Below are 24,380 nucleotides of genomic sequence, written 5' to 3' on the forward strand. Positions count from 1 at the left end.
TACTATTCATCAAACCGGGCATAGGCTTTGCTCATTAAGCTCCTATAAATTGAACTAAAATGTACTGGATTATATTAATTGGCTTCATGCTCATCGGCTTTCTGGTGCAAAACAGACTGAAAGCAAAATTTCAGAAATACAGCCAAATCAGCTTACACAATGGACTTAGCGGTAAAGAAATCGCTGAGAAAATGCTTCATGATCACGGTATCTACGATGTACAGGTGATCTCCACCCCCGGTCAACTAACGGACCATTACAACCCTAAGGATAAAACAGTTAACCTTAGTGATTGGGTTTACGATCAACGCTCAGTGGCGGCGGCGGCCGTGGCTGCTCACGAAGTGGGTCACGCGGTGCAACATGCCAAAGCTTACAGTTGGTTAAGTTTCCGTTCGGCCATGGTGCCTATCGTTAGCTTTAGCTCACGCATGATGCAGTATATTTTTATTGCGATGCTTCTGGGGGCCTTTGTAATCAATATGTTCCCCTTCGATTATGTGATCTATACTATGATAGCACTGCAAGCTACGATCACCCTTTTTAGTGTGGTTACCCTACCGGTAGAGTATGATGCTAGCAATCGTGCCCTGGCCTGGATGCAACAAAAAGGTATCACCGGTCATGGTGAACATGCCATGGCAAAAGACGCCTTAAACTCTGCCGCTAATACCTATGTGGTAGGCGCATTAGCTTCCATTACGCAATTGGCCTATTACCTCTCATTTTTAGGGGGCGACGATTAAATCAAAAACAGCTTCTATATAAAGCCATCCTTAGGGGTGGCTTTTTTTTTTGGCGGCTTAAGGGCTATCCACTCCAAATCCTCGGTCCGGTGCTGGCATCCGCTTGGTCTTGCGGGGCCTTCCTCCGTTAGGCTCCTCATCCCGCGTCTGCAACAGCCTCTGCCCTCCGGGTTTTCCGCTCCTATCCCGGCCGCGACAATCATCTTTTTCAACTAAAATTTTAGTTTCAACTATATTTTTAGTTTATTTGTGTCAAAGATTTACGATGAACCTAAAAGAATTGACCAAAGCCGAAGAAGAAATCATGCAATTCTTATGGCGTTTAAAAGCAGCTAGTGTTAAAGAGATCATCGCAGAAATGCAAGCACCCAAACCAGCGGTGAATACGGTATCTACAATTGTGCGCATTCTTGAGCAAAAAGGATTTGTAGACCATCGTCCCCAAGGAAGAGGCTATCAGTACTTCCCCATAATCTCCAAGGAGGAGTATCAAAAGTTCTCCATGAATAAACTCATGAAGTCCTATTTCGGCGGAAGCCTTAGTAAAATGGTAAGCTTCTTTGTTGAAAAGGAAAAGTTGGACACTAATGAACTGGACGACATCCTTGAGATCATCGAGAAAAACCGCAAGCAATCATGATTCTGAATATTCTATATTACCTGCTCTTCAGCGGTACCTTTTACCTTCTCTATCGACTGCTGTTTGCCCGCTTAAGCTTTCATCGGCTTAATCGAATCCTATTGCTTGCGCTACCCCTAACTGCCTTGGCGATTGCTTTAATTGCTCCCCAATTCAGTTTAAACCTCAGCCCGGAAAACCTCCCGGTTTGGCAATTACCCGAAATCCAAATTGAAGGTCAAAGGATTAACCTGCAAGAAGCAGCACAAAGTCAACTCCCTCCTGCCTGGTCCCTTGTATATGTAATCGGAATCGGATTATCCCTTATTTACTTTGCCTCGGGACTGTTTCAATTATGGCGCCTCTTAAAAACTTCCGAAGTCCAGAATAAAGAGTCTTATAAACTGTATTGGAGTTCGGCTATTTCCTCTGCCTTTTGTTTTGGCCCCTATATTTTTCTTCCATTCTCCTTTAAAGATCGAGAAGATTTGCATCTAGTGCTAGAACATGAAATCCGCCATCAAAAAATGGGTCATGTCTGGGATCGCCTTTATTACAAAGTCTTAAACACCCTACTATGGTTTGATCCCTTTTTACATGCTCTGGCCAAGGAACTTCGTCAGGTACATGAATACGAAGTAGATGCCGACCTAGTCCAAAATCAAAATATTGAAGATTATGCGCATACGCTGCTCCGCAGCACCCTGGGTGCCGACCTTAAATTTCCGGAAAAGGCTCTCGCTCCCAGTCCCTTTTTTAATTCATCCTTAATTAAATCCCGAATTACCATGATGTATTCAAATCAAAGTCAGCCCTGGCGTAAAGCTTTATACGCGCTAGTTCTACCACTTGCCATTAGCATGAGTCTTTTCGCTTGTAATAAAACCGATGATGCCTCTGCTGCGGTGGTTACCAAAGTAGAAGAAAAGAGTTTAGACCTGGCCGAGGTAGATGAATTACCTATTGCTGGAAATTGCAACGAAGAATCTACCGCTGAGGATCGCAAAGCCTGCGTTTTCCAAAGCATCTCCGAGCATATCATAAACAATTTCAGCTATCCCGAATTAGCTAAATCCGAAGGCTTGGAAGGTAATATCTATGTCGCCTTTGTAATTGAGAAAAATGGCAGCATCAGCGAAGTAGAAGTAGTACGTAGCCTGAGCACAAGCTCAGAAGCAGAAGAAACTGCCCGAGAACAAGCCGAAACCCAAGCCAAATCTCTGGTAGCCAGTATTCCAAGCTTTACAGCTCCTGCGAAAAAAGGCCGGGAAGCAGTGCGATTAAAAATGATCATTCCCATTCAGTTAAAACTGAAATGAACAACGGGATGTATACACATCTTACAATCAAAAAAGCCCGACCTGTTGGTCGGGCTTTTTAGTTCTATTCCTATCTCGGATCATCCGATTTAGGCTTGTCCTTGAGGTCCTCCAAAATTCATGGGGAATCCCTGTGCTTCCACATCACGAATTTCTCCGTGTTGCGCTTCGTAGCGTGCAATATTATCACCTAAGGCACGTAAGAGTCGTTTTGCATGCTGGGGGGTTAAAACCACCCGCGACTTCACTTTAGCTTTAGGCACTCCAGGCATAACCCGGATAAAGTCCACTACAAATTCACTGGGTGAGTGATTAATGATCGCCAAATTGGAATACTGTCCTTCAGCAATCTCTTCACTCAATTCCACATTAATCTGCCCTTCCTGGGCCTGGGCTTGCATTGAAGCCTTGTTAGAATCCTCAGCCATTACTTAAACCTTTTCTTCTACGTTTAAATCCTGGATGGACTTCAATTTCTCATACTCTTCCTTAGAGCCTACGATAATACGCTCGTATTCCTTCATACCGGTACCGGCAGGAATCTTATGACCTACGATCACATTTTCCTTCAGTCCTTCAAGGAAATCACGTTTACCGTTCACTGCAGCTTCATTCAGAACCTTAGTGGTTTCCTGGAAGGAAGCAGCAGAGATAAAGCTCTTCGTTTGCAGAGATGCACGGGTAATACCTTGCAATACAGGTTTAGCGGTGGCTGGATTAGCATCACGAGCTTCTACCAATTGCTTGTCGGCACGACGCAATAATGAGTTTTCATCACGTAAACGACGAGCGGTAATAATCTGACCTGCTTGTAAGGTTTCAGATTCACCGGCATCTACTACTACCTTCTTATCGAAGATCCAGTCGTTTTGCTCTATAAAGTCATTCTTGTGTACCAGGCTTTTCTCCAAGAACAGGGTATCACCTGGATCTTGAATATCTACCTTACGCATCATCTGACGTACGATGGTTTCGAAGTGCTTATCGTTAATCTTCACACCCTGTAAGCGGTATACCTCTTGAATTTCATTCACCAGGTATTCCTGTACACGATTTGGTCCCTGGATAGCGAGAATATCCGCCGGAGTAATAGCCCCTTCTGAAAGTGGCATACCTGCACGAACATAATCGTTTTCCTGTACCAGAATCTGCTTACTCAAGTTGATCAGATACTTCTTCAATTCACCGGTACGGCTCTCTACGATAATCTCGCGGTTACCACGCTTGATCTTACCATAAGATACCACACCATCAATCTCAGATACCACTGCAGGGTTCGATGGGTTACGCGCTTCAAACAATTCGGTTACACGTGGCAGACCACCGGTAATATCACCTGCTTTCGCAGATTTACGTGGAATCTTAACCAGAGTTTTACCCGACTTGATGCTATCGCCATCTTCCACAATAATGTGGGCTCCTACAGGCAGGGTATAATGCTTCAACTCTTTTCCTTCTTTGTCAAGAATAGAAATGGTTGGAATCATTTTCTTATTACGGGTTTCAGAGATTACTTTCTCCATGAAACCAGTTTGCTCGTCGATCTCTACGCGGTAAGTAAAGCCTTGCTCAATATCAGAGAACTTGATTGTACCTGACATCTCGGAGATAATTACAGCATTAAATGGATCCCACTGGCAAACTACATCGCCCTTGCTTAATTTATCTCCGTCTTTTCTATACAGGAATGAACCGTAAGGCACATTACTGGTCATCAAGTTGATACCTGTCTTATTGTCTACCAGGCGGAATTCACCCGTACGACCAATCACGATATCCACAGCATTTCCTTCGTTATCCTCACCTTTTACAGTACGAACATCTTCCAGAACTACGGTACCATCAAATTTAGCTTTGATCGAAGACTCTTCCGAAACGTTACCCGCTGTACCCCCCACGTGGAAAGTACGCAGTGTAAGCTGAGTTCCGGGTTCTCCAATGGACTGGGCAGCAATTACACCTACAGCCTCACCCATTTGAACCTTCTTACCGGTGGCTAAGTTTCTACCATAACATTTGGCACAAATACCGCGCTTACTCTCACAAGTAAGTGCTGAACGTACTTCTACCATTTGAATTGGAGACTCTTCAATACGACGTGCTTCATCTTCAGAAATCATATCACCAGACCTCACATACACTTCGTTGCTGATTGGATCAACTACATCATGTAAAGAAGTACGACCGATAATCCGATCGAATAATGGTTCTACAACCTCTTCGTTTTTCTTCAAGGCTGTTACCTCTAATCCACGTAAGGTATCGCAATCTTCTTCGGTGATAATCACATCCTGAGCTACGTCTACCAAACGACGGGTTAAGTAACCAGCATCCGCTGTTTTCAAAGCGGTATCCGCCAAACCTTTACGGGCACCGTGAGTAGAGATAAAGTACTCGAGAATTGACAAACCTTCTTTAAAGTTCGCAATAATCGGGTTCTCGATAATCTCACCACCTGAAGAACCAGATTTTTGAGGTTTAGCCATCAGACCCCGCATACCGGAAAGCTGACGAATCTGCTCTTTAGAACCCCGTGCACCGGAGTCGAGCATCATGTAAATCGGGTTAAAACCTTGACGATCCGAAGACAGGTAGTGCATGGCACGCTCAGTAAGACGAGCATTAGTGTTAGTCCATACGTCAATTACCTGGTTGTAACGTTCGTTATTGGTAATAAGACCCATATTATAAGATCCTAAGATCTCTTCAATCTGAGCTTCTGCACTACTAACCAGTTCATCTTTCTCTTGTGGGATGATGATATCACCTAAGGAGAAGGATAAACCACCACGGAAGGCAGTCATAAATCCAAGTTGCTTGATATTATCCAGGAAGTCTGCAGTGGTAGGCACGTCAGTTGCTTTCAGGATATCGGAAATAATTCCGCGTAAAGCTTTCTTGGTTAATACTTCATTGATATAACCTACATTTTCAGGTACCACTTTATTGAAAAGGATACGACCGAAAGAGGTCTCAATTACTTTGTATTTCAATTCGCCGTCCTCTTCTACACGAGCACGAACGCGAACTTTAGCATTCAATTCTACACGACCTTCATTATAAGCGATTTCCGCTTCTTCAGCTGAGTAGAAAGTTAAACCTTCACCTTTAACGGTAAGGGTTTCATCACTTACACGCATCTTGGTCATATAATACAGACCCAGAACCATGTCCTGAGAAGGTACTGTAATCGGAGATCCGTTCGCTGGGTTCAGGATGTTGTGAGAAGCCAGCATTAACATCTGCGCTTCTAAAACAGCCGCCGAACCTAAAGGTAAGTGAACCGCCATTTGGTCACCATCGAAATCCGCGTTAAATGCGGTACAGGCTAATGGGTGTAATTGAATGGCCTTACCCTCAATCATCTTAGGCTGGAAAGCCTGAATACCTAAACGGTGAAGAGTTGGAGCCCGGTTCAATAGCACCGGATGACCTTTCATTACGTTCTCCAAGATATCCCATACCACTGGCTCGCGCTTGTCGATAATCTTCTTGGCTGATTTTACGGTTTTTACAATACCGCGCTCAATCAGCTTACGAACGATAAATGGCTTATACAATTCTGCGGCCATATCTTTTGGAAGACCACATTCATGCAATTTCATTTCAGGACCTACAACGATAACCGAACGTGCAGAGTAATCCACACGTTTACCGAGTAAGTTCTGACGGAAACGACCTTGCTTACCTTTCAATGAATCTGAAAGAGATTTTAAAGCACGGTTGTTATCCGTTTTAACAGCAGAAGCTTTACGAGTATTATCGAAAAGTGAATCTACTGCTTCCTGCAACATCCGTTTTTCGTTACGAAGAATCACCTCAGGAGCTTTAATCTCCATTAAGCGCTTCAAACGGTTGTTACGGATAATTACCCGACGGTATAAGTCGTTCAAATCGGAAGTAGCGAAACGACCACCATCCAATGGAACTAATGGACGTAATTCGGGTGGAATCACCGGAACTACTTTCACTACCATCCACTCCGGACGGTTCTCGATACGGGTATTTGCATCACGGAAAGCTTCTACCACTACCAGACGTTTTAAAGCTTCTTGCTTACGTTGCTGAGAAGTTTCGGTATTGGCTTTGTTCCGCAATTGATAAGAAAGTGAATCCAAATCCAAACGACTCAATAAGTCGATCAGCGCTTCACCACCCATTTTGGCGATGAATTTATTAGGATCGCTATCTTCTAAATATTGGTTTTCTACGGGAAGACGCTCCAATGCATCCAGGTATTCCTCTTCAGTAAGGAATTCCATGTAAGTCATGGGGCTACCATCTTCCTTAGTTGCGTTACCAGCTTGGATAACTACATAACGCTCGTAGTAGATGATCATCTCCAACTTCTTGGTAGGCAAGCCGAGGAGATAACCAATTTTGTTAGGTAATGATTTGAAGTACCAGATATGAGCTACCGGTACTACCAGGTTGATGTGACCAACGCGCTCGCGACGTACCTTTTTCTCGGTAACTTCCACACCGCAACGATCACAAACGATTCCTTTATATCGAATACGCTTGTACTTACCACAGGCACATTCATAATCTTTTACCGGACCGAAAATACGCTCACAGAAAAGACCATCACGCTCGGGCTTATGCGTACGATAGTTAATGGTTTCAGGTTTGAGCACCTCTCCGAAAGAACGCTCCAACAAATACTCGGGCGAAGCCAAGCTGATGGTAATGCTCTTAAAGGCGGAGTTGAATGTGCTTTTATCGTTTTTCCTCAATGACATCTTCCAGGAATTAAATTCGTACTAATTAATCGAGGGTAACTTTCAGTCCCAATCCGTTCAGTTCGTGCAACAATACGTTGAATGACTCCGGAATTCCGGGTTCTGGCATTGCATCACCACGAACGATGGTTTCGTAAGTCTTGGCACGTCCAACAACGTCATCCGACTTAACCGTAAGGATCTCGCGCAAGATATTGGAAGCACCGAAGGCCTCAAGTGCCCAAACCTCCATTTCTCCGAAACGCTGACCTCCAAACTGAGCTTTACCACCCAATGGCTGTTGTGTAATGAGGGAGTATGGTCCAATAGAACGAGCGTGCATTTTGTCGTCGATCATGTGGCCTAGTTTGATCATATAGATCACCCCAACCGTTGCAGCCTGGTGGAAACGCTCTCCGGTACCACCATCATAAAGATGGGTATGTCCGAAGCGTGGTACTCCCGCCTCATCAGTAAATTTATTGATCTCGTCTAAGCTGGCTCCGTCGAAAATTGGGGTAGCAAATTTGCGACCCAAGCGTTTTCCTGCCCATCCTAATACGGTTTCATAAATCTGACCGATGTTCATCCGTGAAGGTACACCCAATGGATTCAGTACGATATCTACCGGAGTACCGTCTTCGAGGAATGGCATATCCTCTTGACGTACAATACGTGCTACAATACCTTTGTTACCGTGACGACCCGCCATCTTATCACCTACTTTCAGCTTACGCTTCTTAGCGATATAAACTTTGGCCATTTTCACGATACCTGAAGGTAATTCGTCTCCCACGCTAATGGTAAACTTCTGACGCTTGTAGGCACCCAGGTAATCGTTGTACTTAATTTTAAAGTTGTGCAACAAGGTTGCGATCAACTCATTTTTATCAGAATCAGTAGTCCAAACTCCACCGGTTACCCGAGTATAATCATCGATTCCGTTCAAAATCTTCTGAGTAAACTTGGTTCCTTTTGGAATTACTACTTCATTCAAGTCGTTTTCAACACCCTGACTGGTTTTACCAGCTACCAGGATTGAAAGTTTTTCGAGGAATTTCTGACGTAGAACTTCAACTTGCATGTTGAATTCCTGATCCAATTTCTCGATTTCTTCCTTGTCTTGTAAACGAGTCTTTTTGTCTTTACGCGCTAAAGCAAAGAGCTTCTTGTCGATTACCACACCATTCAATGAAGGTGAAGCTTTCAATGAGGCATCCTTAACATCACCGGCTTTATCACCGAAGATTGCACGCAATAATTTCTCTTCTGGAGTAGGATCAGATTCTCCTTTAGGAGTAATCTTACCAATTAGAATATCGCCAGGTTTCACTTCAGCTCCGATGCGGATCAAACCGTTTTCATCAAGATCTTTAGTGGCTTCCTCACTTACGTTTGGAATATCAGCGGTTAATTCCTCAACTCCCAATTTGGTATCACGAACATCCAAAGTGTATTCGTCGATATGCAAAGAGGTGAAGATATCATCGCGGGCAACGCGTTCTGAAATTACAATCGCATCCTCAAAGTTGTACCCTTTCCAAGGCATGAAAGCAACCAACATATTACGTCCCAGTGCTAATTCACCACTTTCGGTTGCATAACCCTCACATAATACCTGGCCTTCAGATACCCGCTCACCTTTCTTAACGATAGGCTGGATATTGATACAAGTACTTTGGTTAGTCTTACGGAATTTCACCAGGTTGTAGGTTTTGAAGTCATCTTCAAAGCTCACCAGGCGCTCTTCTTCCGTACGATCGTAATTGATAATAATCTTTTGAGCATCTACATACTCTACTACCCCGTCGCCTTCAGCATTAACAAGAACACGGCTATCGCGAGCCACGCGCTTTTCAAGGCCGGTTCCTACGATAGGAGCCTCAGGACGAAGCAATGGAACCGCCTGACGCATCATGTTCGATCCCATCAAGGCACGGTTCGCATCATCATGCTCCAAGAAAGGAATCAAAGAAGCGGAAATGGAGGCAATCTGATTAGGCGCCACATCCATATAATCCACTTTCTCAGGTTCTACCAGAGGATAGTCAGCTTCATCACGAACCTTAACCCGGTCGTTCACAAACTCACCACTATCCTTAACCGGAGCATTGGCCTGAGCAATTACTTTCTGTTCCTCTTCTTCCGCACTTAAGTAAATAGGATCCTGACCGAAATCAATCTTACCGTCTTTTACTTCGCGGTAAGGAGTTTCCAGGAAGCCCATTTTGTTCACTTTGGCGTAAACCGACATTGAAGAGATCAAACCAATGTTTGGTCCTTCTGGAGTTTCAATCGGACATAAACGACCATAGTGGGTGTAGTGTACGTCACGAACCTCAAAACCGGCACGCTCACGAGAAAGACCACCGGGTCCTAAAGCAGAAAGACGACGCTTGTGCGTAACCTCTGCCAGAGGGTTGGTTTGGTCCATGAACTGAGACAACTGGTTGGTACCAAAGAAAGAATTGATTACGGAAGAAAGAGTCTTCGCATTAATCAAATCAATCGGAGTAAATACCTCATTGTCACGAACATTCATCCGTTCTTTGATGGTACGAGCCATACGCGCTAAGCCTACTCCAAACTGGTTAGACATTTGCTCGCCTACGGTACGTACACGACGGTTACTCAAGTGATCGATATCATCAATCTCTGCTTTAGAGTTGATCAATTCGATCAAGTATTTTACAATACTGAGAATATCTTCTTTAGTTAAAACCTGAACATCGCTTTCGATCTCAAGGCCTAACTTCTTATTAATACGGTAACGCCCAACCTCACCTAAGCTATAACGCTGCTCAGAGAAGAAGAGCTTATCGATAATACCACGGGCAGTTTCCTCGTCTGGCGGCTCCGCATTCCGCAGTTGACGATAGATGTGCTCCACTGCTTCTTTCTCAGAGTTAGTGGGGTCCTTTTGTAAGGTATTATGGATAATAGCATATTCAGAAGCCTCGATGTCTTCTTTGTGCAAGAGAATTGTTTGCACATCTGCATCGAGAATTTCTTCGATATGTTCTTTTTCAAGGATGGTATCTCGATCGAGCACAACTTCATTACGCTCGATAGATACAACCTCACCGGTATCCTCATCCACGAAATCCTCAATCCAGGTTTTAAGTACACGTGCCGCTAATTTGCGACCGGTTACCTTCTTCAAACCCGTTTTGGTCACCTTAACTTCCTCAGCAAGGTCAAAGATTTCAAGAATATCTTTATCACGCTCATAGCCAATTGCACGCAAGAGGGTAGTAAGCGGTAATTTCTTTTTACGATCAATGTAGGCATACATCACCGAGTTGATATCGGTGGCGAATTCGATCCATGAACCTTTGAAAGGAATCACACGAGCCGAATATAATTTGGTACCATTAGCGTGGTAGCTCTGACCAAAGAATACGCCAGGAGAACGGTGCAATTGGGAAACGATTACCCGCTCAGCACCATTCACTACGAAGGTTCCACGAGGGGTCATATAAGGAATTGTTCCCAGGTACACGTCCTGCACGATAGTTTCGAAATCCTCGTGCTCAGGATCTGTACAGTACAGTTTCAGACGAGCCTTCAGTGGAACACTGAAAGTTAGTCCGCGCTCTATACACTCTTCTTCAGAGTAGCGGGGAGGATCGATAAAGTAATCGATAAACTCCAGTACGAATTGATTACGCGAGTCGGTAATCGGAAAATTTTCGGAGAAGGTTCGGAATAAACCTTCATTAGCTCGATCGGCCGCCTTGGTTTCCAACTGGAAGAAGTCTTTAAAAGACTGAATCTGAATAGCCAGAAAATCGGGGTAATCGAAATGATTCTTGATGGATGCAAAATTGACTCTTTCCATTCCTATTGCGGGTACCGGGTTACTCAAAATGCGGATATAAATTATACAAACACAAAAGGGTTAAGGTCTATTGGGGCTTTCCCAAAGACCTTAACCTTAATAATTTAGCCTCGGGGGCTATAGGGTGCTTACTTGATTTCTACCTCAGCACCAGCTTCTTCAAGCTGAGACTTCAGAGCTTCGGCTTCGTCTTTAGCAACACCTTCTTTCAAAGGCTTAGGAGCTTCGTCTACGAGAGCTTTAGCTTCTTTAAGTCCTAATCCGGTTAATTCTTTAACCAATTTTACAACGGCTAATTTAGAACCACCAGCAGCTTTAAGGATTACGTCGAATTCGGTTTTCTCTTCAGCACCGCCTTCGTCACCTGCAGCAGCAGGACCAGCAACAGCTACAGCTGCAGCAGCAGGCTCGATACCGTATTCTTCTTTAAGGTAGTCAGCTAATTCGCTTACTTCTTTTACGGTAAGATTTACTAACTGATCTCCTAATTCTTTAATGTCTGCCATTTTTAGAATCTTTAAAAAATTTAATTACAACACTTAATATATGGAAGCTGAGTGCGTACTCATTAAGCTGCGCGCTCCTCTAAGGTCTTTAACAGACCAGCCAATTTGCCACCGGCGCCATTCAGGCCGCTGATAACGTTCTTGGCAGGAGATTGCAGGAGAGCGATGATATCGGCAACCAATTCGTCTTTGCTCTTGAGTGAGCTCAGTACTTCTAATTGATCATCTCCAATAAATACCGCTTCTTGGATGAAAGCTCCTTTGATAACTGGTTTAGTCAGTTTCTTTTTACGCAGATCTTTGATCATCCGTGCAGGTGCATTACCGGCTTCGGCGAACATGATACTGGTGGAACCTTTCAAAGTTGGATACAATGCCTCGAAATCTTTAGAGCTGCGCTCCATTGCTTTCTTCAGCAAGGTGTTCTTAACCACATTTAAACTGATACCTGCTTTGTAGCAAGTACGACGAAGGGTGCTGGTTTGTTCAGCATTTAATCCTTCGATATCAGTAATATAAAGTACATCAGAGTTCTCGAGACGCTCTAATAGTACTTCAATTTCTTTATTCTTTTCTTCGCGAGTCATTTCTCAAAAATTAGGAATTAGGAAACGGACTTTGCATCAATACTGATACCTGGGCTCATAGTACTGCTCAGAGTAATACTCTTCACATAAGTACCTTTAGCTGCGGTAGGCTTCATACGCATCAAAGTTTTAATCAGCTCTTCAGCATTTTCTTTGATCTTATCAGCCTCGAAAGACGCTTTACCAATACCAGCGTGGATGATTCCGTAACGATCAACTTTAAAGTCGATTTTACCACCTTTCACATCCTTAACCGCTTTTGCAACATCCATAGTTACAGTTCCGGTCTTAGGGTTAGGCATCAAACCACGTGGACCTAAAACACGACCTAATGGACCAATTTTACCCATCACACTAGGCATGGTAATGATCACATCAACGTCGGTCCAGCCTCCTTTGATCTTGTCAATGTACTCGTCTAAACCTACGTAATCAGCACCTGCTTCTTTAGCTTCAGCTTCCTTGTCAGGAGTTACCAAAGCCAAAACAGTTACGTCTTTACCAGTACCATGAGGAAGAGTTACTACCCCACGCACCATTTGGTTTGCTTTACGAGGATCTACTCCTAAACGCACTGCCAAATCTACAGAGGCATCGAATTTAGCGGTAGAGATTTCCTTTACAATAGCACTGGCTTCGGTCAAAGAATAGGATTTCTTACGATCGAAGGCTTCCAATGCCGCTTTACGTTTCTTACTTACTGTTGCCATCTTTAGAATCGCTTTAGAAAGGCTTTGGGCCAGTTACTGTTAAACCCATACTGCGCGCTGTACCAGCAACCATGCTCATAGCTGATTCGATGGTAAAGGCGTTCAGATCGGCCATTTTATCTTCTGCGATAGCACGTACCTGATCCCAGCTTACTTTACCTACCTTTTGAAGGTTAGATTGCTGTGAACCTTTCTTGATCTTAGCTGCCTCCATTAATTGAACGGCGGCGGGAGGAGTCTTAATAACAAAGTCGAAAGACTTGTCAGAATATACGGTAATGATAACCGGAAGAACCTTCCCTTGCTTATCTTGTGTACGCGCATTGAACTGCTTACAGAACTCCATGATGTTAACCCCTTTCGCACCAAGCGCGGGACCAACGGGAGGAGAAGGGTTAGCAGCACCTCCACGAACCTGGAGTTTAATAAGTGCACTTACTTCTTTAGCCATTGTTCTATTTATCTTTAAAAAATCAAAATGTGTGGGTTGGAAGCGTCCCACCGGACTATCGTCCTATTTTGAGCTCACAATTTTATTAACTCTCTTTTTCAACCTGCATATAAGACAACTCTAATGGAGTTTTACGGCCAAAGATTTTAACCATAACCTCCAATTTACGTTTGTCCTCATATACCTTCTCAATAGTTCCGTTAAATCCATTAAACGGACCATCAATAACTTTAACCGTTTCGCCAACGATATAAGGAATGTTGATTTTTTCTTCGGTTTCAGAAAGTTCATCCACCTTACCTAACATTCTATTTACTTCGCTCTGACGCAAGGGCACAGGATCACCACCTTTGGTTTCACCTAAAAAACCGATCACCCCTTGAACGTTTTTAATGGTATGCACCATTTCCCCGCCCAAATTGGCTTCAATCATTATATATCCTGGAAAGTAATTTCTTTCCTTGCTGATCTTTTTTCCGTTGCGGATCTGAAATACTTTCTCGGTTGGTACAAGTATTTGTCCTAAATAATCTTGCAAGCCGGCATATTCGATCTCACTTTCTATGTAAGACTTAATCTTATTCTCCTGCCCGGAAATTGCGCGAACAACGTACCATTTCTTTCCACTATCGCTCATAAGGGCTGCTTAGAATGCTTCGTAAATCGTCTTTAAAATAGCGCTGATACCTTTATCCATCGCAGCGATCACCAGGGAAATAATCACAGAAGATACCGCAACCAATACAGAGGTTTTCTGCAAGTCTGACCAGGTTGGCCAGCTGGTTTTCTCAACCAGCTCTTCGTATGATTCCCGGAAGTAAGATTTTACTTTACTCATTCCTTAAGTCTTTGCACGGGTGGTAAGAATCGAACTCACGACCTTCGGTTTTGGAGACCGCTGCTCTACCAGCTGAGCTACACCCGTATTTAGTGAGAAAGGTATCTCGGCTGTGAGGCCGAGACACCTTTTACTCAAAATTTATTTCTACCGAGTAATTACTCGATAATATCAGTTACCTGACCAGCACCTACGGTACGACCACCCTCACGGATAGCGAAACGCAGACCTTTGTTGATAGCTACAGGAGCGATCAATTCAACGTGGATAGTCAAGTTATCACCAGGCATTACCATTTCGGTACCTTCTGGTAATTGAATTTCACCAGTTACGTCAGTAGTACGTAAGTAGAACTGAGGACGGTAGTTATTGTGGAAAGGAGTGTGACGACCACCTTCTTCTTTCTTCAAGATATACACCTCAGCTTTGAATTTCTTGTGAGGAGTAATTGAACCTGGCTTGCAGATTACCATACCACGACGGATATCTTTTTTCTCGATACCACGTAATAAGATACCTACGTTATCACCAGCTTCACCGCGATCTAAGATCTTACGGAACATCTCAACACCAGTAATAGTAGAGGTTAATTTCTCGTCACCGAATCCGATGATGTCTACAGGATCACCAGTGTTAGCAACACCAGTTTCGATACGACCGGTAGCAACAGTACCACGACCAGTAATAGAGAATACGTCCTCGATAGGCATCAAGAAAGGCTTCTCGTTGTCGCGTTCTGGCTCTTCGATCCAAGTATCGCAAGCATTCATCAACTCCATTACAGTGTCTACCCATTTAGGCTCATTGTTCAATGCACCTAAAGCAGAACCTGAAATTACAGGAGTCTCGTCGCCGTCATATTCGTAGAAAGAAAGAAGTTCACGAACTTCCATCTCAACTAATTCTAATAATTCTTCGTCGTCTACCATATCCACTTTGTTGAGGAATACAACAATACGTGGAATACCTACCTGACGACCAAGCAGGATGTGCTCGCGAGTTTGTGGCATGGGACCATCAGTAGCAGCAACTACTAAGATAGCACCGTCCATCTGAGCAGCACCAGTTACCATGTTCTTTACGTAGTCGGCGTGACCGGGACAGTCTACGTGAGCATAGTGACGGTTCTCAGTTTCATACTCTACGTGAGCAGAGTTAATAGTGATACCACGCTCTTTTTCTTCAGGAGCGTTGTCGATAGAATCAAAATCACGCTTTTCGGAAAAACCAGCATTAGCCAAAACGTTAGTGATGGCGGCAGTCAGAGTGGTCTTACCGTGGTCAACGTGTCCGATAGTACCGATGTTTAAGTGCGGTTTAGAACGAACAAAAGTTTCCTTTGCCATGGTTTGTGTCTTAAAAATTAAAACTTTGCAACATATATAAGCGAGACCACCTTGGTCTTTCACTTAGAGCCAATGAGGGGATTTGAACCCCTGACCTCTTCCTTACCAAGGAAACGCTCTACCCCTGAGCTACATCGGCTTATGGAACTATATTCCACAAAAAGAAAGGCACAGCAGTAATACACCACCGTGACCTTTCTATTTAGAGCGGGAAACGGGATTCGAACCCGCGACCCTCAGCTTGGAAGGCTGATGCTCTAGCCAGCTGAGCTACTCCCGCCTAAACAATTTGGTCTACATGGTGGGGAGAGCAGGATTCGAACCTGCGAAGGTAAAACCAACAGATTTACAGTCTGTCCTCGTTGGCCGCTTGAGTATCTCCCCAAAATCATTAATAAAAGAACTTTTTAAGCGCTTACCTAAAAAAATTCAGAGCCTGTGGAGGGATTCGAACCCCCGACCAGCTGATTACAAATCAGCTGCTCTGGCCAACTGAGCTACACAGGCTTTTAAACGCTCCTCTATATAAAAGAACAGCCCGTTTTTGAAACGGACTGCAAATGTAAGATGTTTTTTGATTGCCACAATAGGCAAGAAAGAAATTTTTACGAAGCCACCATTCGGGGCTTATCTTTATGCTTGATTAACTGTCTGCGCAAGGCCTCAGTAGCCATATCCGCTGCTGCCTCAAAGGAGCGATTCGACTTCTTAACCACCAGTTCATGTCCGGGTATATGTAGCTTAATTTCAACCTCTTTATTCTCTTTCGAGGAGGTATTCACCACTTTTAGGTACACCTCGCCATTAATAATGCTGTCATTAAACAACTCTAATTTATCCAATTTGCGTTGGATGAAATCGATCAATTTCACATCTGCGGTGAAATTTACAGACTGAAAGGTAGCTTTCATATGTCATCAGATTTTGCGGCCCGTGGATGAGCCTGATTATACAACAATTTCAGACGGTCAATGGAATTGTGCGTATAAACCTGCGTCGCCGCCAAAGAAGAATGGCCCAATAATTCCTTTACAGAATTAAGATCGGCACCCCTATTTAGCAAATGACTGGCAAATGAATGCCGCAGCACGTGTGGACTCTTTTGATCCACTCCACTGACTAAACTAAGATAGGCATTTACCGAATTGTAAACAAGCTTTGGATAGAGCTTTTTCCCCTTCTGAGTAAGGAATACAGGCGCAGCGTGACTTTGCTCCCCAAAGCCTGCTCGATGACGTTTTAAATAGAAGTTCAGACGTTTTTTTAATTCCGAGTTGATCGGAATTTCACGCTCCTTACTCCCCTTCCCCATTACCTTTATATAGGAGGACTCTAAGCGCAAATCTTCCAACCTCAAATTGATTAGCTCACTTAATCGAAGTCCACACTGATAAAACAGATCCAAAATCAAAGATTGGGTATACATCCAATAATCTTCTTCATCTACCTCCAGCGACAACAAGGCCAACATATCCTCTTCCGGAACCACTCTTAATAGTTTCCGTGGAGGCTTAGGAACGGCAATCTGCGCCGCTACATTACTTTTTACCTGGCCTTGACGCAGTAAATACTTATAAAAGGATCTTAGAGCACTCAGCTTTCGCTTGATGGAAGTACGCGCTAAATTTTGCTCAACCATATGCACCACCCAAGAGCGGATCATACTGTGATGAACTTCGCGCAAGTCCTCCTCTTCAAACTCCTCCCTTATAAACTCTTCGAACAAGGAAAGGTCCTTTGAATAAGCTAGAAGCGTATGCTCAGAAAAGCGCTTCTGAAAATGGAGATAATCTAAAAATTGCTGAGTATAGGACATAAAAAAGCAAGGGAATGTAAAGATATACAAACCCTTGCTGAAATATTACGTATCAGAATTCCGGAGACCTACTCCTCTTCCTGACGGATCTGCTGAATGTAGGCAGCCTTAATGATCTCTTTGCGACGAGCCACAGATGGCTTAACGAATTGCTTGCGGGAACGAATCTCTTTCATCACCCCAGTGCGATCGTATTTACGCTTGTAACGCTTCAACGCGCGATCGATAGACTCACCTTCTTTTACGGAAATAACTAACATTCTTCGCTTTTAATTTTTTCGGGCTGCAAATATAGCCATTAAATCATACTTACAAAGTACTATTTCATCAATTCTCGGGAAATCACCAACTTTTGAATTTCAGTGGTTCCCTCACCAATGGTGCAAAGCTTTACGTCACGGTAAAACTTCTCCACTGGAAAGTCTTTAGTGAAGCCATATCCACCAAAAATTTGAACGGCCTCATTACAGGCTTTCACCGCTACTTCGGAGCTGTACATTTTTGCTTTTGCTCCTGCCACGGTAACTTTTTGATTCTTATTCTTTAAGTCACAGGCCTGAAAGGTCAATAGTTCAGCCGCCTCTAATTGAGTGGCCATTTCAGCCAACTTAAAGCTTACTCCCTGGAATTTGGAGATGGGCTTGCCAAATTGCTCGCGTTCTTTGGAGTATTTAATAGCGGCCTCCAAAGCACCGAAGCCTGTTCCTAATGAAAGAGCAGCAATCGAAATTCGCCCTCCATCCAAGATCTTCATCGCTTGAATAAAACCGTCTCCTTCTTCACCCAACATATTAGTATGAGGTACCCGGCAATTTTCAAAAATTAACTCAGCCGTTTCGGAGGCGCGCATTCCCAGCTTATTTTCTTTTCTTCCTCCGCGGAAACCAGCAGTACCTTTTTCAATAACAAAGGCTGACATACCATGCGAATCGCCTTTCTCGCCGGTCCGCACAATTACTACCGCTACATCCCCGCTAATGGCATGGGTAATAAAGTTTTTCGAACCATTAATCACCCAATCATCACCATCGCGCACAGCTACGGTATTCATACCTCCGGCATCACTACCGGTGCCTACTTCCGTAAGTCCCCAGGCACCAATATACTCCGCGGTAGCCAATTTAGGCAGGTACTTACGCTTTTGCTCTTCATTACCAAAGGTTAAAATATGATTGGTACACAAAGAATTATGTGCCGCCATACTTAAACCAATGGAGGGATCTACCTTCGACAATTCCTTAATAGCGGTTACATATTCATAGTAACCTAATCCAGAACCTCCATATTCTTCGGGCACTAAAACCCCCATTAAGCCTAAATGGCCAAGTTCTTTAAAGATCTGAATCGGGAATTCCTGACTTTCATCCCAGGTCATAATATTGGGGCGAATATGTTGCTCGGCAAAATCACGAACGGATTCCGCGATCATTTTCTGGGTTTCGGTTTGGGCAAAGTCCAAGCCCACCGAAGGGTTTGCAAGTGTATCCATGCGGTGCTTTAATTAGAGAGGTTTGCAGCATTCGTGTCTTTTTGAGACACTTTCAAATACGGTGCAAGTTTACTGAATAATACGGCATCGACCAATTCGAAGTTCCTAAGCTCATCCACCGATTTAAATGCACGAACTTGTTCTCGGAAGTCAATAATACTGCGGGCTAGATAGTAATTAATATAAGGATGGGCTTGTAAGTTATCCATCGAATCATAATTCAAACTCAATTGCTTAGGAGGAACGTTAAAAAGAAGATAAAGTTCCAATTGACCTAAAGAAATACTGTCAATCAGGTGGTGATCCATTAATTGCCTCAAATTGTGAAAGCCTCCCAAACGTTGCCTCCATGCTAAAATTCTTTGGGTTCGATAGGGTCCTAAGCCCGGCAAAGCCAATAATTGAAGGGAGTCTGCCTGGTTTATTTCAACCGCAATCGCCACGCTTTCTTGTACTAGACTATCGCCCCCCTCTTTCATAACTATTATATAAGGATGAAGTTTTTGGGCTAAAGCCGAATCAATGGCATAAACACTAAAAATATCATCGGGGCTTTTGAAGGGTCGATATTTCTCTCGAAATGACAAAATTCCCCGAATCGCCGATGATGGCAAACCCATCGCCTCCATCTCCTCTGCCCGTATTTGATTTGGATTAAAAGGATATAAACTCAAAAACAACTCTTCCTTTAGGTCCTTCTTCCAGATTTCCGATTCCTCCACCTTTAGATAAGGTAAAACGCGAACTACCCAAGTACTGTCCAAAGCATACAATCGAAAGAGATCCTCCGCTTTTCGAAATCGTCCGCCTTTCTTAAGATAATTCTTCCAACTGTGAATTTGACCGGGATTTAATCCCAAATCCGCTAATTGCATAGTATCAGGCCTATTGGGATCAAATGCATACAAGGCTTTATTAAAAACTGCTTCAGCCTTTCGATCCTCATCTTGCCATTTCAATTTAATAGCAGCAATCTCCTCCTCCGTATAATAGGCTGGTGGCGGAAACCAATATTCATAATTCCACTCCAGGACAGCCAGAATGAAAACTAATGCTGCAAGAAAAATCAAAGCCCTTTCTGTGCTCGGATACATCTTTTTAAGACAAAGAATTCAGAATCTACTGAAGGCTGCAAATCCTAAGTGTTTAAAAAGCATTTATAAACCTTTTATCAGCTAGCGACTTATTTTACTAACTGCCATTTTTTTGCGATACTTGTGGCTTCGAAAAAACATCAGCAATACATGCGTAAAGGATTAGTTCTTCTACTTAGCCTGATCAGTTTGGGTGCAATCGCCCAGGGAAATCTGAAAATCGACAATTTTGAAATCAGCAACCCCTCTTCCGAGATTAACGACGGAAGGGCTTCTGTAAGCGTTAGTGGTGGAACAGCGCCCTACCATTTTAAATGGAGTAATCAAGATACCGATACCCTATCTCGCACTTCTAACGGATTGGTAGAAGGTATGTCGCACTCCTTGATCATTACCGACGCTGCCGGTAATAGCATCGAACAGGATTTTAAAATTCCTTCCGAATCGATTGCTGAAAGTTTAAATGGAACTATGAAACCGGTGGTAGATGGAATTGCCACGGTAATTTTCTGGGACCCTTTCTATGCTTTAGGTATTTACGACAATCGTGTAATCAATGATGATGGCGTTTTAGCCAAACATCCCAATGGTGATGTTCGTACCAATAGCATTCCTTTCATTGTAATCTGGCTGATCTTCGGTGCCATCTTCTTTACCATTCGCATGGGTTTTGTAAACTTCTGGGGATGGCGTCACTCTATCAAATTAGTACGTGGTAAATACGATGAAGAAGATGCTCCAGGCGAAGTAACTCACTTCCAGGCTTTGGCTACTGCCGTTAGTGCCACCGTAGGTTTAGGGAATATTGCTGGAGTGGCGGTTGCTATTTCGGTTGGTGGACCGGGAGCTACTTTCTGGCTCATTGTGGTTGGCCTTTTTAGTATGGCCTCAAAATTCACCGAATGTACCCTGGGGGTAAAGTATCGTGATATTGGTGAAGACGGGGTTGTAGAAGGTGGCCCAATGCGCTATCTCCGCAAAGGCCTTGCAAATAAAGGCATGGCTGGCTTAGGTAAGACTCTGGCAGTAGTATTTGCGGTTTTGGCCATCGGCGCAAGCTTTGGTGGTGGAAACATGTTCCAGGCCAATCAAGCCTTTGAAATCCTTTCCGGAGAATTTGCTTTCATGGAAGGGAAAGGCAGCATCTTCGGAATTGTTTTAGCCATTTTAGTGGGAGCTGTAATTTTAGGTGGCATTAAATCTATTGCTAAGGTTACGGAGAAGATCGTTCCTTTTATGGCTGGTCTCTATATCATTGCAGCCTTAGTGATCATCTTCCGTAACTTCGGGAATATTGGTGAGGCTTTCGCTCTAATCATTGACGGTGCTTTTAATCCCTCTGCCATGTTAGGTGGTTTTATTGGTGTAATGATACAGGGAGTACGTCGCGCCGCCTTCTCTAATGAAGCCGGGGTTGGTAGTGCCGCAATTGCTCACTCTGCCGCCAAAACCAAACATGCTGTTAGTGAAGGTTTTGTAGCCCTTTTAGAGCCCTTCATTGATACCGTAGTAGTATGTACACTCACCGCACTGGTATTAATCTTTACCGGATATTACGATGATGGTGGAATGGGAGGGGCCCAATTAACTTCTCAAGCCTTTGGAAGCGTAATCTCATGGTTCCCTTATGTGCTGGTAATTGCGATTTTCCTATTTGCCTTCTCAACTATGATTAGCTGGAGCTACTATGGCCTGCGCGCCTGGACCTTCCTCTTTGGTCGCAGTCAAATGACTGAGATTATCTACAAAGTGATCTTTTGTGTTTTCATTATCATTGGATCCAGTGTAAGCTTGGGAGCCGTTCTCGACTTCTCCGATATGATGATCCTGGCCATGGCCTTCCCGAATATCATCGGCTTGTTATTGCTGAGTGGCGAGGTACGTTCTGAGCTAAAAGACTATTGGAGCAAAATCAAAAAAGGAGAAATTCTGAATACCAAATAGGCGGTCCAATATTCAGTTTAACTTTGCCGCCCAGAATTTAATTCATGGCGGAAGAGAAGAAAAAGAGAAAGGGCATTAGCAAAGCCGCCCTTAAAAAATCATTTCGACTATATAAATACGTTAAGCCTTATCGCGGTGAGTTTGCGATTGGCTTGATTTTCCTGGTGCTAAGTTCAGCAGCCAGCCTGGCCTTCCCAAAATATTTAGGGGATTTAGTGGATGCCACTAAGTCCGAAAATATTTTCGAAAAGATCAATGAGATTATTCTCATTCTAGCGGTCATTTTGGTGGCTCAAGCGGTGGTTTCCTTCTTTAGGGTCTTAATTTTTGTGAATGTCACCCAGAAAACCCTGGCTAATCTACGTCAGGCTACCTACAGGCATTTAATTCAACTACCAATTGGCTTCTTTAATCGCAAAAGAGTAGGCGAGTTGAATAGTCGCATATCATCTGACATCTCCTTATTACAAGAAACCTTTACCACTACCCTGGCCGAGTTTATTCGTCAAATCATTGTGATTTTCGGTGGAATTACCATTCTCCTAATTACCTCTCCCAAATTAACCTTCTTCATGTTAATGGTAGTGCCAGTGGTAATTATATTGGCCGTTTTCTTTGGTCGCTTTATTCGCAACTATGCTAAGAAAATGCAAAATGAAGTAGCCGATTCAAACACTATTGTTGAGGAAACTTTACAGGGTATTTTTAATGTGAAGGCCTACGCCAATGAGTTCTTTGAAATTGACCGATATCATAAACGTACAGATGAAGTAGCGCGCCTGGGAATGAAAGGTGGACTCTATCGTGGAGCCTTTAATTCATTTATGGTATTGGGAATGTTTGGCGCTTTGGTCGCCGTTATTTGGCAAGGGGTAGACCTGATGGCCAATGGTGAACTGGAAGCTGGAGAATTAATGAGCTTTCTCTTTTACACCGCCTTCATTGGTGGCTCTATCGGTGGCTTGGCCAATGTATATGCCACCTTACAAAAAGCCATTGGCGCCACTGAGGCGCTAATGGACATATTTGATGAGGGTAAAGAAGAACTGCAAGCCAAAGAAGATCGTGAAGCTCTTCCCGATTTCCAAGGTCAGTTTGAACTGAAAAATCTCAGCTTCAGCTATCCCAATCGTCCAGAAACCAAGGTGCTGAATAATCTTAGTTTCGAGGTTAAAGCCGGTGAACAAATTGCTGTGGTAGGTCCAAGTGGAGCAGGAAAATCGACTTTGGTATCCATGATCCTTAATTTCTACCAGCCCGAGAGTGGTGAATTGCTTTTTGATGGACGTCTAGCCACGGGCTACCAACTTTCTGCACTACGCGATCATATGGCGGTGGTACCTCAGGATGTATTCCTCTTTGGGGGTAGCATTCGCGAAAACATCAGTTATGGCAAGCCCGGAGCCAGTGAAGAAGAACTTATTGAAGCGGCCAAAAAAGCCAATGCCTGGAACTTTATTCAAGAGTTCCCAGAAGGTTTGGATACCTTGGTAGGGGAACGTGGTGTGCAATTATCCGGCGGTCAACGTCAAAGAGTCGCCATTGCCCGAGCCATTCTGAAAGACCCACGCATTCTGATTCTGGATGAAGCCACCTCGGCTCTCGACTCCGAAAGCGAACGCCTGGTGCAAGATGCTCTCGACCACTTAATGAAGGGACGTACTTCCCTGGTTATTGCGCATCGTTTAGCAACTGTACGCGCTGCCGATCGTATTCTGGTTATGGATCATGGTGAACTCGTAGAAATGGGAACTCACGACGAACTCATCCAAAAGGAAGACGGACTCTATCAGAATCTAAGCCAACTGCAATTCAACCTTTAATTTTGATCAGTCCATAGTCAAGATCGAAACCCAAACAATCTTTCTTGCCCTCGCATTTCTAAAGTCTATCGTCTAAAGTCCCTACCCACCAACTACTATTAAACAGCCCCCTGTTCGTTTCTTGGCTTTCGCCGAATGCGCACTATTAATGCTTAAGCTTACCTTTGAATATGCGTGAATTCTGGGAAAATCTACGTAATCGCATCTGGTTCAAAATACTGAGCAATCGCTTTGTATTAAGTTTGATCGTATTTGGCATTTGGATGAGCTTTCTGGATGTAAACTCCTGGCTCATTCATCGTGAGCTCAATCAGGAAATCGAAGATCTACAAACCAGCATCCGCTATTATGAGGAAGAAATCAAAAAGGATGAGGCCCAATTGAAGCAACTCAATTCCGGTCCAGAAAACCTGGAGAAATTTGCGCGTGAGCAATATTACCTCAGCGCTCCCGGCGAAGAAATCTACCTCATCGAAATTCCTAAGAAGGAAGACTAGCATCTAAAAGGCTCGCTCTCACTTACATTCTGC

At 43.7% G+C, this 24,380-nt stretch carries 21 protein-coding genes and 5 tRNA genes; 6 read left to right on the forward strand and 20 right to left on the reverse strand.

The features are described from left to right. Window positions 1–59: 59 nt before the first annotated feature. From ACO05P_RS07545 to ACO05P_RS07555, 3 genes are all read left to right on the forward strand, one after another. The gene (locus ACO05P_RS07545; RefSeq protein WP_421754536.1) at window positions 60–746 is read left to right on the forward strand and encodes a zinc metallopeptidase; all 687 of its coding nucleotides are present in this window, start codon (window positions 60–62) and stop codon (window positions 744–746) included. Between the two features lie 265 nt (window positions 747–1,011). Further along, window positions 1,012–1,386 carry a BlaI/MecI/CopY family transcriptional regulator gene (locus tag ACO05P_RS07550; protein ID WP_421754538.1) on the forward strand — a complete coding sequence of 125 codons (375 nt, stop codon included), beginning with the start codon at window positions 1,012–1,014 and terminating at the stop codon, window positions 1,384–1,386. After that, a complete protein-coding gene (locus ACO05P_RS07555; RefSeq protein ID WP_421754540.1) occupies window positions 1,383–2,684 on the forward strand; it encodes a M56 family metallopeptidase in 1,302 nt (433 codons plus the stop codon). Before ACO05P_RS07550 ends, ACO05P_RS07555 begins: the two co-directional genes overlap by 4 nt. An 89-nt stretch (window positions 2,685–2,773) precedes the next feature. Here the strand turns inward: ACO05P_RS07555 and ACO05P_RS07560 are convergent, their stop codons facing one another. From ACO05P_RS07560 to ACO05P_RS07655, 20 genes are all read right to left on the reverse strand, one after another. After that, the gene (locus ACO05P_RS07560) at window positions 2,774–3,112 is read right to left on the reverse strand and encodes a DUF3467 domain-containing protein (RefSeq protein ID WP_421754541.1); all 339 of its coding nucleotides are present in this window, start codon (window positions 3,110–3,112) and stop codon (window positions 2,774–2,776) included. A gap of 3 nt (window positions 3,113–3,115) precedes the next feature. Beyond that, the gene (gene rpoC / locus ACO05P_RS07565) at window positions 3,116–7,426 is read right to left on the reverse strand and encodes a DNA-directed RNA polymerase subunit beta' (protein ID WP_421754542.1); all 4,311 of its coding nucleotides are present in this window, start codon (window positions 7,424–7,426) and stop codon (window positions 3,116–3,118) included. 25 nt (window positions 7,427–7,451) lie between these two features. Continuing rightward, window positions 7,452–11,246 (reverse strand): DNA-directed RNA polymerase subunit beta, encoded by a 3,795-nt coding sequence (rpoB, locus tag ACO05P_RS07570; protein ID WP_421754543.1) that lies wholly within the window; start codon window positions 11,244–11,246, stop codon window positions 7,452–7,454. 128 nt (window positions 11,247–11,374) lie between these two features. Continuing rightward, window positions 11,375–11,752 carry a 50S ribosomal protein L7/L12 gene (gene rplL, locus ACO05P_RS07575; RefSeq protein ID WP_210759356.1) on the reverse strand — a complete coding sequence of 126 codons (378 nt, stop codon included), beginning with the start codon at window positions 11,750–11,752 and terminating at the stop codon, window positions 11,375–11,377. A gap of 62 nt (window positions 11,753–11,814) precedes the next feature. Then, on the reverse strand, window positions 11,815–12,339 hold the full coding sequence (rplJ, locus tag ACO05P_RS07580) for a 50S ribosomal protein L10 (protein ID WP_421754544.1): 525 nt from the start codon (window positions 12,337–12,339) through the stop codon (window positions 11,815–11,817). Window positions 12,340–12,356: 17 nt separating this feature from the next. After that, complete coding sequence (gene rplA, locus ACO05P_RS07585; RefSeq protein ID WP_421754546.1) at window positions 12,357–13,049, reverse strand: 50S ribosomal protein L1; 693 nt, start codon at window positions 13,047–13,049, stop codon at window positions 12,357–12,359. 13 nt (window positions 13,050–13,062) lie between these two features. After that, window positions 13,063–13,500 carry a 50S ribosomal protein L11 gene (rplK, locus tag ACO05P_RS07590; RefSeq protein WP_421754547.1) on the reverse strand — a complete coding sequence of 146 codons (438 nt, stop codon included), beginning with the start codon at window positions 13,498–13,500 and terminating at the stop codon, window positions 13,063–13,065. Between the two features lie 85 nt (window positions 13,501–13,585). After that, window positions 13,586–14,137 (reverse strand): transcription termination/antitermination protein NusG, encoded by a 552-nt coding sequence (gene nusG, locus ACO05P_RS07595; protein ID WP_210759360.1) that lies wholly within the window; start codon window positions 14,135–14,137, stop codon window positions 13,586–13,588. Between the two features lie 9 nt (window positions 14,138–14,146). After that, window positions 14,147–14,338, reverse strand: coding sequence for a preprotein translocase subunit SecE (secE, locus tag ACO05P_RS07600; RefSeq protein ID WP_421754549.1), 192 nt, complete (start codon window positions 14,336–14,338; stop codon window positions 14,147–14,149). A 14-nt stretch (window positions 14,339–14,352) separates the two neighbouring features. After that, window positions 14,353–14,425 (reverse strand) — tRNA-Trp (locus tag ACO05P_RS07605). Window positions 14,426–14,496: 71 nt separating this feature from the next. After that, on the reverse strand, window positions 14,497–15,684 hold the full coding sequence (gene tuf / locus ACO05P_RS07610) for an elongation factor Tu (protein WP_421754551.1): 1,188 nt from the start codon (window positions 15,682–15,684) through the stop codon (window positions 14,497–14,499). A gap of 67 nt (window positions 15,685–15,751) precedes the next feature. After that, window positions 15,752–15,823 (reverse strand) — tRNA-Thr (locus tag ACO05P_RS07615). 67 nt (window positions 15,824–15,890) lie between these two features. Further along, a tRNA-Gly gene (locus ACO05P_RS07620) sits at window positions 15,891–15,964 on the reverse strand. 19 nt (window positions 15,965–15,983) lie between these two features. Further along, window positions 15,984–16,068: transfer RNA gene (locus ACO05P_RS07625), tRNA-Tyr, on the reverse strand. A gap of 49 nt (window positions 16,069–16,117) precedes the next feature. After that, window positions 16,118–16,191: transfer RNA gene (locus tag ACO05P_RS07630), tRNA-Thr, on the reverse strand. 98 nt (window positions 16,192–16,289) lie between these two features. Then, entirely contained in the window at window positions 16,290–16,595 is a 306-nt protein-coding gene (hpf, locus tag ACO05P_RS07635; protein ID WP_421754553.1) for a ribosome hibernation-promoting factor, HPF/YfiA family, read from the reverse strand. Next, window positions 16,592–17,500, reverse strand: coding sequence for a tyrosine-type recombinase/integrase (locus ACO05P_RS07640; RefSeq protein ID WP_421754555.1), 909 nt, complete (start codon window positions 17,498–17,500; stop codon window positions 16,592–16,594). Before ACO05P_RS07640 ends, hpf begins: the two co-directional genes overlap by 4 nt. Before the next feature lie 68 nt (window positions 17,501–17,568). Then, window positions 17,569–17,760, reverse strand: a complete 192-nt coding sequence (gene rpsU, locus ACO05P_RS07645; protein WP_210759365.1) for a 30S ribosomal protein S21 — start codon at window positions 17,758–17,760, stop codon at window positions 17,569–17,571. 59 nt (window positions 17,761–17,819) lie between these two features. After that, complete coding sequence (locus ACO05P_RS07650; RefSeq protein WP_421754556.1) at window positions 17,820–18,989, reverse strand: acyl-CoA dehydrogenase family protein; 1,170 nt, start codon at window positions 18,987–18,989, stop codon at window positions 17,820–17,822. A gap of 8 nt (window positions 18,990–18,997) precedes the next feature. Beyond that, complete coding sequence (locus ACO05P_RS07655) at window positions 18,998–20,083, reverse strand: ComEA family DNA-binding protein (protein WP_421754558.1); 1,086 nt, start codon at window positions 20,081–20,083, stop codon at window positions 18,998–19,000. A gap of 150 nt (window positions 20,084–20,233) precedes the next feature. On the opposite strand from ACO05P_RS07655, the gene ACO05P_RS07660 reads away from it, so the two are divergent. The 3 genes from ACO05P_RS07660 (at window position 20,234) to ACO05P_RS07670 (ending at window position 24,347) form a co-directional block, all read left to right on the forward strand. Continuing rightward, entirely contained in the window at window positions 20,234–22,027 is a 1,794-nt protein-coding gene (locus ACO05P_RS07660; RefSeq protein WP_421754560.1) for an amino acid carrier protein, read from the forward strand. A 44-nt stretch (window positions 22,028–22,071) separates the two neighbouring features. Next, window positions 22,072–23,850 (forward strand): ABC transporter ATP-binding protein, encoded by a 1,779-nt coding sequence (locus tag ACO05P_RS07665; protein WP_421754562.1) that lies wholly within the window; start codon window positions 22,072–22,074, stop codon window positions 23,848–23,850. A gap of 170 nt (window positions 23,851–24,020) precedes the next feature. After that, window positions 24,021–24,347, forward strand: a complete 327-nt coding sequence (locus tag ACO05P_RS07670; RefSeq protein WP_421754564.1) for an FtsB family cell division protein — start codon at window positions 24,021–24,023, stop codon at window positions 24,345–24,347. The last annotated feature ends 33 nt before the right edge of the window (window positions 24,348–24,380 follow it).

Origin of the sequence: Croceimicrobium sp. (assembly GCF_965228705.1) — a bacterium.
Lineage (GTDB): Bacteria > Bacteroidota > Bacteroidia > Flavobacteriales > Schleiferiaceae > Croceimicrobium.